Below are 364 nucleotides of genomic sequence, written 5' to 3'. Positions count from 1 at the left end.
AAGCTAACAAGGCTTGCCAATAAAATGAATATCCCCCGCATTAGCGACTAACCATTGCGTGATTAAGCAGGTGAACAACCATGGCAATTGCATGGGGGATCACTTGTTTGGCGGTTGTTAGGCGATCGTAATGATCTTGTGAATTGAGGACTATTCCGCCTTGGGCATAAGAAAAAGCACCGCCTTGCGTTAATAAAGGTCTAATGTCTTGGCTATTTTTGGCGATAGGTGTAAAAGTTGCCATTGCTGACCGCACAAGTTGCAGGTTATTTAAATCTTCTTGATCATAGTAGTCTTTAACCCAAGACTCCCAACTTGAATGGTTTAAAGCTGAAGTAGTCCATGTATGATGAGGTTGCAACAA

Annotated in this window: 1 pseudogene; it reads right to left on the bottom strand. The window is 42.3% G+C overall.

The features are described from left to right. Positions 1-40: 40 nt before the first annotated feature. Positions 41-364 (bottom strand): annotated as a pseudogene (locus CWC11_RS21265) (phospholipase); the annotation flags it as partial.

Source organism: Pseudoalteromonas sp. S3178 (assembly GCF_005886985.1).
GTDB lineage: Bacteria > Pseudomonadota > Gammaproteobacteria > Enterobacterales > Alteromonadaceae > Pseudoalteromonas > Pseudoalteromonas carrageenovora.
The sequence above is the reverse complement of the archived record's forward strand: the minus strand, read 5'-3'. Positions and strand labels throughout refer to the sequence as shown.